Consider the following 8,957-nt stretch of genomic DNA (forward strand, 5'->3'; position numbering starts at 1 on the left):
AGGACGCGCCCGTTCGGGCGGACGGACGACCGGCCCTTGCGGCCGGCCGTTCTGGTCAGGCGACGGCGCAGTGGCCGGGCTCGTGAGAATTGACCATGGCGCCGGCAAGCTGCCGGAAGGTGACGCGGCCGATCGGCTGGCCGGCGGCATCGACGACGGTGACGTCGCCCTCGGGGGCGGAGGCCAGCGCCCGCACGGCCTCCTCGATGGTGACGTCGGCGGCGATCGTCGGACCATGGCCGGCAGAGGCGGGGCCGAGCGGGCTCATGACGGCCTCGACCTGGACGACGCGGCCGCGGTTCACTTCCTTGACGAAGTTGGCGACATAGGCGTCGGCGGGGCGCAGCACGATATCCTGGCTGGTGCCCTGCTGGATGACCTCGCCGTCGCGCAGGATGGCGATCTGGTCGCCAAGCCGCAACGCCTCGTCAAGATCGTGGGTGATGAACACGATGGTCTTCTTGATCTCCTTCTGGAGGTCGAGCAGCACGGTCTGCATGTCCGTGCGGATCAACGGATCGAGCGCCGAATAGGCCTCGTCCATCAAAAGCACCGGCGCGTCGTTGGCGAGCGCGCGCGCCAGGCCGACGCGCTGCTGCATGCCGCCGGAGAGCTGGTTGGGATATTTCTGTTCGAAACCCTTGAGGCCGACGCGCTCCAGCCAGCGCATGGCGGTGTCGATGCAGGTGGCGCGGGCAACGCCCTGCAGTTCCAGCCCGAAGATAGTGTTGTCCAATACGTTGCGATGCGGCAGCAGCGCGAACTTCTGGAACACCATCGCCGTCTGGTGGCGGCGGAATTCGCGAAGATCGGTCTCATTCATCTTCACGACGTCGGTACCGTCGACCAGCACCTCGCCGGCGGTCGGGTCGATCAGCCGGTTGACGTGGCGGATCAGCGTCGACTTGCCCGAGCCCGACAGGCCCATGATCACCTGGATGCAGCCGGAGGGCATCTCGATGTTGATGTCGCGCAAGCCCAGCACATGACCGAATTTCTCGTTCAGTTCCGCCTTGGTGAGGCCGTTCTTGACGGCCTCGATATGCTTGGCGGCGTCGGGGCCGAAGATCTTGTAGAGATTGCGGATACGGATGCCGCCGAGGGCATGATCAGCCATGGACGATCTCCCGGTGCTTCTGCAGCCGGTGGCCATAGGCCTGGCTGACGCGGTCGAAGATGATGGCGATGCCGACGATGGCCAGGCCGTTGAAGATGCCGAGCGTGAAATACTGGTTGGCGATCGCCTTCAGGACGGGTTGGCCGAGGCCCTGCACGCCGATCATCGAGGCGATGACCACCATGGCGAGCGCCATCATGATCGTCTGGTTGATGCCGGCCATGATGGTCGGCAGGGCCAGCGGCAACTGCACCTTGAGCAGCTTCTGGCGCTTGTCGGCGCCGAAGGCGTCGGCCGCCTCGAGCACGTCCTTGTCGACCAGGCGGATGCCGAGGTCGGTCAGGCGGATCATCGGCGGGATCGCGTAGATGACGACGGCGATCAGGCCGGGGACCTTGCCGATGCCGAGCAGCATGACGACGGGGATGAGATAGACGAAGCTCGGCATGGTCTGCATGACGTCGAGCACAGGATTGACGATGCGCTGCACCCGGTCGGAGCGCGACATCAGGATGCCGATCGGCAGGCCGATGGCAATCGACAGCACGGTACAGACGAAGATCATCGAGATCGTCCGCATCGTGTCGTCCCACATGTCGAAATAGCCGATCAGCATCAGCGTCACCAGGCAGCCGGCGACGATGCGCAGATTGCGCGTCGCCGCCCAGGCGATGCCGAGGATGAGCAGGATGATGATCGGCCATGGCGTCAGCGTCATGAAGCGCTCGGCGCCGATCAGGAATTTCTGCAAGGGCGTGAAGAAGCTTTCGATGGCATCGCCATAGCTGCGCGTGAACGCGCGAAACCCGTCGTCGATCGCCTTCTTCAGATTGCGAAGTGCATCGTCGTCCATATGCGGAAATTTGTAAAACCAGTCCATTCGGTTCCCCTTCTCGAATAGCGCCGACCGTTTTTATTGTTGTTTCCGGCAAGAAAGATGCGATGGGCGCTTCAGGCCCATCGCACCGGTGTCGATGCGGCGACTTATAGCGCGGCCTTGACCTTTTCGGCAGCTTCGGGCGAGACCCATTTTGTCCAAATATCGGCGTTTTCCTTGAGGAAGTGCTTGGCGCCATCCTCGCCGCTCGCCTGGTTGTCGGTCATCCAGGCCATCAGCTCGGCAATGGTGGCGTTGCTCCACGAGCGCTTGCCGAGGTAATCCATGACCTCGGGGCCGACCTTTTCGGAGAAGGGCTTGGCGACCAGCGTCACGATCGTATCGACCGGCCAGCCGTTCGGCTTCGGATCCGTGCAGGCCTCGACGGTGTTGCAACGCTTCCATTCGGCCGGGTCGTTGTCGACGCCCTCCTGCAGGCGCACCATCTGGTATTTCCCGAGCAGCGCCGTCGGCGCCCAGTAGTAGGTCACGAAGTTCTGCTTGCGCTCGTAGGCCTTTGCGATCGAGCCGTCGAGACCTGCGGCCGATCCCGTATCGACGAGCTTCCAGCCCGCCTTTTCCGCATCGAATGCCTTGAAGAGCTGCGAGGTGACGACCGTACCGCCCCAACCTTGCGGACCGTTGAAGATCGCACCCTTGCTCTTGTCTTCCGGATCGGGGAAAAGCTCGGGGTGCTTCAGCACGTCGGGAATGGTCTTGATGTCGGGATGGGTGTCGGCGAAGTATTTCGGGATCCACCAGCCCTGGACGCCGCCATCAGGCAACGGCGAGCCGACCTTGATGATGCGGCCTTCCTCGGTGCCCTTCTTGACGACCTCGGGCAGCAGATCGATCCAGGCTTCCGGCGCGATGTCGGGCTGGCCCTTTTCAGCCATGGACGTGATGGTCGGAACGGTGTCGCCGATGGTGATCTCGGCATTGCAGCCGTAGCCCGCGTTGAGGACGATCTTGTCGAGGTTGGAAATCACTTCCGCGCTCTGCCAGTTCATGCTGGCGATGGTGACGTTGCCGCATTCGGCGGCATTGGCCGCGGAGACCCCGGCCAGAACGCCGAACACCAGGCAGGTCGATGCAAGCAGTTTCTTCATGGTTCGTTCCCTTTTTCTTTTGTCGCGGCTGGTAACGGAGGAACGGGGCGCCACGAACCCGCTCCGACGGGGTCAGGAAGGGGCTCCCATACGCACCGATTTCGTAAAGGCAGCCGCCAGCCCGCGCGCCACGGCGGCATCGAGACCGGCGGCGCGCATTTCCTCGATCGCCGCCGCCGTCGTGCCGCGGTAGGCGAGGAAGGTGTCGACGATATCGGTGGGACAGTCGTCACGCCCCTCGAGCAGCCGGCCGGCACCGACGATCAGCGTGTTGACCGCCCGTCGGGCGACGTCGTGGGTGAGGCCATGCGCCACGGCATCGTTCATCATCGCCTCGGCGAGGAGGGCGGGGAAGGCCGGGCCGGAGCCGGTGAGGCCGGTGAGATAATCGATCTCGGTTTCGCTTGCCACTTCGTCCTGAAGACCGCAGGCATCGAAGATGGCGCACACGATCGCCCGGTCGCTCTCGTCGACTGCGGCGGTGGCGATCCAGGGGGTATAGGAGCTTCGCACTTCGGCGGCGGCATTCGGCAGAGCGCGCACGGCGCGAACCGTGCCGTGGCGGGAACAGAGCGCATCGAGGCGGATGCCGGCCATGACCGAAATGACGAGCTTGCCTTCGGCGCGCACCGTCATCTCCTGCCAGTCGGCCGGACGCACGCAGAGAAGAACGACGTCGCTGCGATCGGCGAGCGCCTGATTGTCGGCGGTCCAGAAACTCCCCGTGAAACGATCCGGCTGCCGGCTGCGATAGGAAAGCGACAAATCCCCGGCCCGAACGATGCCGGCCTCCAGCATCGCCTCGGCAATGGCGCCGCCGAGCCAGCCGGCACCGCCGACAATGCCAACCTTCAATGGTCCGTCCATTCCCAAATTGCGCCTCCTCGAGCATTTCCGGCCGAAGCGGATTCGCTTTGGCGTCGGATAATGCGGCAAAACAAAAACCTAGAGCCTTTCCGGCGAACCGGCGTTCACCGGAAAGGCTCTAGTCGGGCTTGTAGCCATGCCGGGCGAAGAAGCGATCGAGCTCCTTCTGCCGCGGCACCTGGCCAGTGTAGATCGCGATATATTCCGGAATACGCTTCATGCGCAGCGCGATATCCTCCTTCGACTGCATCGAGATGTATCCGATCTGCACGAGATAGGTGGTTCGGGCGCGCACGTCCGCTGCCGTCTCGTCGCAGCCGAAGCGCATGAACATGCGCGACAGCGCTTCCATTCTCGTCTGGTCGGCTTGCTGCACCTCGTCGAGGATATCGGGTGATTGCAGCGCCCAGCTGCGCACCGCGAATTCGAACTGGGAATCGAAAAGCTCCTTGTTCAGCCAGCAGTCGAAGACATTCAGCATCGCTTCGGCAAGGGATTCGGCATAGGCCTCGGATTGCTTGACGATATTGCCGGTATTCTTCTCCCGCCAGCGGGAGATCAATGCATTCAGCAGTTCCTCTCTGTCTCTGAAGAACCAGTAGAAACTCGTCCGGGACAGGTTGAGCCGCTTCGCGAGCGGGAGAATCTTGACGGAATCCACCCCGGATTCGAGCAGCGAGTCGTAAGCCGCCTCGAGCCATCCCTCGTGAGAACCACGCCAGCCGCTGTCACTCGTCGCCTGTTCCATGCATATCTCCTAACAAACCCACCGCCCCCTTGCAAGCAGAATGTACATGAGTGTCGATATTATGGACTTGTCTGTTTTTGAATATTGACAGATATGTACATTTCCGCTTAGCGTCGCGCCGAATTCCATAAACCGGAGCCCGTCGCATGTCGAACGATCCTCTGCTTCAGCCTTTCCAGCTGAAGCATCTGACTCTTCGCAACCGTATTATCGTCACCTCGCACGAGCCCGCTTACCCCGAGGATGGCATGCCGAAGGGGCGTTACCGCGCCTATACGGTCGAGCGGGCCAAGGGCGGGGTGGCGATGACGATGACCGCCGGCTCCGCCGCCGTCTCCAAGGACAGCCCGCCGGTGTTCAACAACCTGCTGGCCTACAAGGACGAGATCGTTCCGTGGATCCGAGAAATGACCGACGCAGTGCACGAACAGGGCGCCGCGATCATGATCCAGCTCACCCATCTCGGCCGCCGCACCCGCTGGGACAAGGGCGACTGGCTGCCGGTCCTTGCCCCCTCCCATCACCGTGAGGCGGCGCACCGGGCGTTTCCCAAGAAACTGGAAGACTGGGACATCGCCCGCATCATCAAGGATTTCGCCGACGCGGCCGAGCGCATGAAGGCTGGCGGCATGGACGGCGTCGAGCTGGAGGCCTATGGCCATCTCATCGACCAGTTCACCTCGCCGCTGACCAATGAGCTCGACGGCCCCTATGGCGGCACGATCGAGAACCGCATGCGGTTCTGTCTCGACGTGTTCAAGGCGATGCGCGAGCGTGTCGGCGATGACTTCATCCTCGGCGTGCGCTACACCGCCGACGAATGTCTTCCCGGGGGCACGGGCAAGGCCGAAGGCCTTGAAATTTCCCGTCGCCTCAAGGAAAGCGGCCTGATCGACTATCTGAACGTCATTCGCGGCCATATCGACACCGATCCGGGTCTGACCGACGTCATCCCGATCCAGGGCATGGCCAGCGCCCCGCATCTGGATTTCGCCGGCGAGGTTCGCGCCGCCACCCGTTTCCCGACCTTCCATGCCGCGAAAATCCAGGACGTCGCCACGGCCCGTCATGCGATCGCCGCCGGCAAGGTCGACATGATCGGCATGACCCGCGCCCACATGACCGACCCGCATATCCTGCGCAAGATCATCGAGAAGCGCGAGGACGATATCCGTCCCTGCGTCGGCGCCAACTACTGCCTCGACCGCATCTACCAGGGGGGCCTTGCCTTCTGCATCCACAACGCCGCAACCGGCCGCGAGGAGACCATGCCGCACGACATCCCCAGGGCGGATGTGCGCAAGAAGGTGGTCATCGTCGGCGCAGGCCCCGCCGGGCTCGAGGCGGCGCGCGTCTCGGCCGAGCGCGGCCATGAGGTGGTGGTGTTCGAGGCCGCCGGCAATCCGGGCGGCCAGATCCGCCTGACGGCGCAAAGCGAGCGCCGCCGCGAGATGATCGGCATCATCGACTGGCGCATGGCCCAGTGCGAGAAGCGCGGCGTCACCTTCCATTTCAACACCTGGGCGGAGGCCCATACGGTTCTCGCCGAAAACCCCGATGTCGTCATCATCGCCACCGGCGGCCTGCCGCATACCGACGTGCTGACCAAAGGCAACGAACTGGTGGTCTCCTCCTGGGATATCATCTCCGGCGACGTCAAGCCCGGCGCCAATGTGCTGATCTTCGACGATGCCGGAGACCATGCCGGCCTGCAGGCGGCGGAATTCATAGCCAAGGCCGGCGGCAAGGTCGAGATCATGACCCCGGATCGCGCCTTCGCGCCCGAAGTCATGGCCATGAACCTCGTGCCCTACATGCGCTCGCTGCAAAAACTCGATGCGACCTTCACCGTGACCTACCGTCTGGAAGCGGCGGAGAAGAGCGGCAACCAGCTTATCGCCCATGTCGGCAGCGATTACGGTGGCGTCGCCAAGCAACGGACTGTCGACCAGATCGTCGTCAATCATGGTACCATTCCACTGGACGAGCTGTATTTCGAGCTGAAGCCGGGTTCGAAGAACCTCGGCGAGGTCTCTTACGACGAGTTGCTGTCCGGCGCGCCGCAGACCGTCGCGCACAATCCGGCCGGCAACTACCAGCTCTTCCGCATCGGCGATGCGGTCGCGGCCCGCAACACCCATGCGGCGATCTACGACGCGCTGCGCCTGGCGAAGGATCTCTGAGGATGGAACGGCCCACGGCCTTGCAGGACTTTCTTAACGCGGCCTCCCTGGCTTTCGACGAATGCGCGCATGATCCGCAGGGTCGTGCCTCGGTCGAGCGGATTTTCGCCAGGCTGGCGGCCGTGCAACCGGTGCGGACGAAAATCGGCCAGCGCCTTCCCGTCTGCGACCGGCATCTTGACGACGCGCTCGCCAATGCCACCGGGCGGCCGGTGCTCGACCGGCTGGTCGAACGGTTCCGGGCGCTGGAGCCGCAGCTCGAATGGCGGGCGCGCAAGGGCGACGAAACCGCCGGCGCGGGTTTTGCCGATGGCCATGCCAATGTCATGATCGTCGGTCCCGGTGGCTTCGAGAACCGCGACGATCTCTGGTTCGGCGTCAGCCTGCTGGCGCCGCGGGTGCGGTATCCGGATCACGACCATGCGCCGGAGGAAACCTATCTGGTGCTGTCCGACGGCGAATTCATGCATGGCGATTCCGATTGGTTCTCGCCGGGCGTCGGCGGATCCTTCTATAATCCGCCGGGTATCCGCCATGCCATGCGCGCCGGCGACAGGCCGCTTTTCGCCTTCTGGGTGCTGCTGCCCGAGCAGCGCGAACATTGATCGATTGACAGTCGGGATGACCGGCTGTGGGAGGAGTATGACGATGAAAATCCTGGTCCCCGTGAAGCGCGTTGTTGACTACAACGTGAAGATCCGCGTCAAGGGCGACGGTTCGGGCGTCGAGCTTGCGAATGTGAAGATGTCGATGAACCCGTTCGACGAGATCTCCGTGGAGGAGGCGCTGCGGCTGAAGGAAGCCGGCAAGGCGTCGGAAGTGGTGGTCGTCTCCATCGGCCCGGCCAAGGCCGAGGAAACGCTGCGCACCGCGCTCGCCATGGGCGCCGACCGCGCCATCCTCATCGAGACCGACGAGACGGTGGAACCGCTGGCCGTCGCCAAGCTGCTGAAGGGCGTCACTGAGGCCGAACAGCCCGGCCTGGTGATCGTCGGCAAACAGGCGATCGACGACGACTCGAACCAGACCGGCCAGATGCTGGCGGCACTGACCGGCTGGGCGCAGGGCACCTTTGCCTCCAAGGTCGAGATATCAGACGGCAAGGCGACGATCACCCGCGAGGTCGACGGCGGTCTGCAGACCATCGAGGTCAAGCTGCCGGCGGTGGTGACCACCGACCTGCGCCTCAACGAGCCGCGCTATGCCTCGCTGCCCAACATCATGAAGGCCAAGAAGAAGCCGCTCGACAAGAAGACGCCGGCCGATTTCGGCGTCGACGTTACGCCGCGCCTGAAGGTCTTGAAGACCGAGGAACCGGCCGGCCGCAAGGCGGGCGTCAAGGTGGGCTCCGTCGCCGAACTGGTCGACAAGCTGAAGAACGAAGCCGGCGTGCTTTGATCTGAACCGGAAGATTTGAGGAGTTTTAAACCATGGCCATTCTTCTTCTGGCAGAACACGACAACACACATCTCTTCGACCAGACCGCCAAGGCGCTGACGGCCGCCAGGCAGATCGGCGCCGACGTGCATGTGCTGGTCGCAGGTTCCAATGCCAAGGCCGCCGCCGACGCAGCCGCCAGGCTTGCCGGCGTCGCCAAGGTGCTGGTTGCCGACGATGCCAGCCTTGCCAACAATCTCGCCGAGCCGCTGGCGGCCTTGATCGTCTCGCTGGCGCCTGCCTATGACACGATCATCGCCGCTGCGACCTCGTCGGCCAAGAACGTGCTGCCGCGGGTTGCCGCGCTGCTCGACGTGGCGCAGGTCTCGGAAATCGTCGAGGTGGTGTCCCCCGATACCTTCAAGCGCCCGATCTATGCCGGCAACGCCATCCAGACGGTGCAGGCGAGCGATGCAAAGAAGGTGATCACCGTGCGCACCGCCTCGTTCGCCGCGGCCGGCGACGGTGGCAGTGCCTCGGTCGAAAGCGTCGCCGCCGTCGCGAACCCCGGCCTCTCCACCCATGTCGCCGACGCCTTGTCATCGTCGGATCGTCCGGAACTGACGTCTGCCAAGATCATCATCTCGGGCGGTCGTGCGCTGGGTTCGTCGGAGAAGTT

The 8,957-nt window shown here is 63.7% G+C and carries 9 protein-coding genes; 4 read left to right on the forward strand and 5 right to left on the reverse strand.

Features of this window, described 5'->3' with window-relative positions; all coding sequences use genetic code 11:
- Nucleotides 1–55 precede the first annotated feature (55 nt).
- From P7F60_RS23545 to P7F60_RS23565, 5 genes are all read right to left on the reverse strand, one after another.
- Nucleotides 56–1,117 carry a glycine betaine/L-proline ABC transporter ATP-binding protein gene (locus tag P7F60_RS23545; protein WP_277920129.1) on the reverse strand — a complete coding sequence of 354 codons (1,062 nt, stop codon included), beginning with the start codon at nucleotides 1,115–1,117 and terminating at the stop codon, nucleotides 56–58.
- A complete protein-coding gene (locus P7F60_RS23550; protein WP_277920130.1) occupies nucleotides 1,110–1,997 on the reverse strand; it encodes a proline/glycine betaine ABC transporter permease in 888 nt (295 codons plus the stop codon). Before P7F60_RS23550 ends, P7F60_RS23545 begins: the two co-directional genes overlap by 8 nt.
- 104 nt (nucleotides 1,998–2,101) lie before the next feature.
- Nucleotides 2,102–3,103, reverse strand: a complete 1,002-nt coding sequence (locus tag P7F60_RS23555) for an ABC transporter substrate-binding protein (protein ID WP_277920131.1) — start codon at nucleotides 3,101–3,103, stop codon at nucleotides 2,102–2,104.
- 72 nt (nucleotides 3,104–3,175) lie between these two features.
- Nucleotides 3,176–3,970 carry a pyrroline-5-carboxylate reductase dimerization domain-containing protein gene (locus P7F60_RS23560; RefSeq protein ID WP_277920132.1) on the reverse strand — a complete coding sequence of 265 codons (795 nt, stop codon included), beginning with the start codon at nucleotides 3,968–3,970 and terminating at the stop codon, nucleotides 3,176–3,178.
- 118 nt (nucleotides 3,971–4,088) lie between these two features.
- On the reverse strand, nucleotides 4,089–4,718 hold the full coding sequence (locus tag P7F60_RS23565; protein WP_277920133.1) for a TetR/AcrR family transcriptional regulator: 630 nt from the start codon (nucleotides 4,716–4,718) through the stop codon (nucleotides 4,089–4,091).
- Between the two features lie 146 nt (nucleotides 4,719–4,864).
- On the opposite strand from P7F60_RS23565, the gene P7F60_RS23570 reads away from it, so the two are divergent.
- The 4 genes from P7F60_RS23570 to P7F60_RS23585 form a co-directional block, all read left to right on the forward strand.
- Nucleotides 4,865–6,901, forward strand: a complete 2,037-nt coding sequence (locus P7F60_RS23570; RefSeq protein WP_277920134.1) for an NADH:flavin oxidoreductase — start codon at nucleotides 4,865–4,867, stop codon at nucleotides 6,899–6,901.
- 2 nt (nucleotides 6,902–6,903) lie between these two features.
- On the forward strand, nucleotides 6,904–7,506 hold the full coding sequence (locus tag P7F60_RS23575) for a dimethylsulfonioproprionate lyase family protein (RefSeq protein WP_277920135.1): 603 nt from the start codon (nucleotides 6,904–6,906) through the stop codon (nucleotides 7,504–7,506).
- A 43-nt stretch (nucleotides 7,507–7,549) separates the two neighbouring features.
- Complete coding sequence (locus P7F60_RS23580) at nucleotides 7,550–8,299, forward strand: electron transfer flavoprotein subunit beta/FixA family protein (protein WP_277920136.1); 750 nt, start codon at nucleotides 7,550–7,552, stop codon at nucleotides 8,297–8,299.
- Between the two features lie 32 nt (nucleotides 8,300–8,331).
- A partial coding sequence (locus P7F60_RS23585; protein WP_277920137.1) for an electron transfer flavoprotein subunit alpha/FixB family protein occupies nucleotides 8,332–8,957 on the forward strand: 626 nt, incomplete at its 3' end.

The organism is Rhizobium sp. YJ-22, from assembly GCF_029601685.1.
Classification (GTDB): Bacteria; Pseudomonadota; Alphaproteobacteria; order Rhizobiales; family Rhizobiaceae; genus Metarhizobium.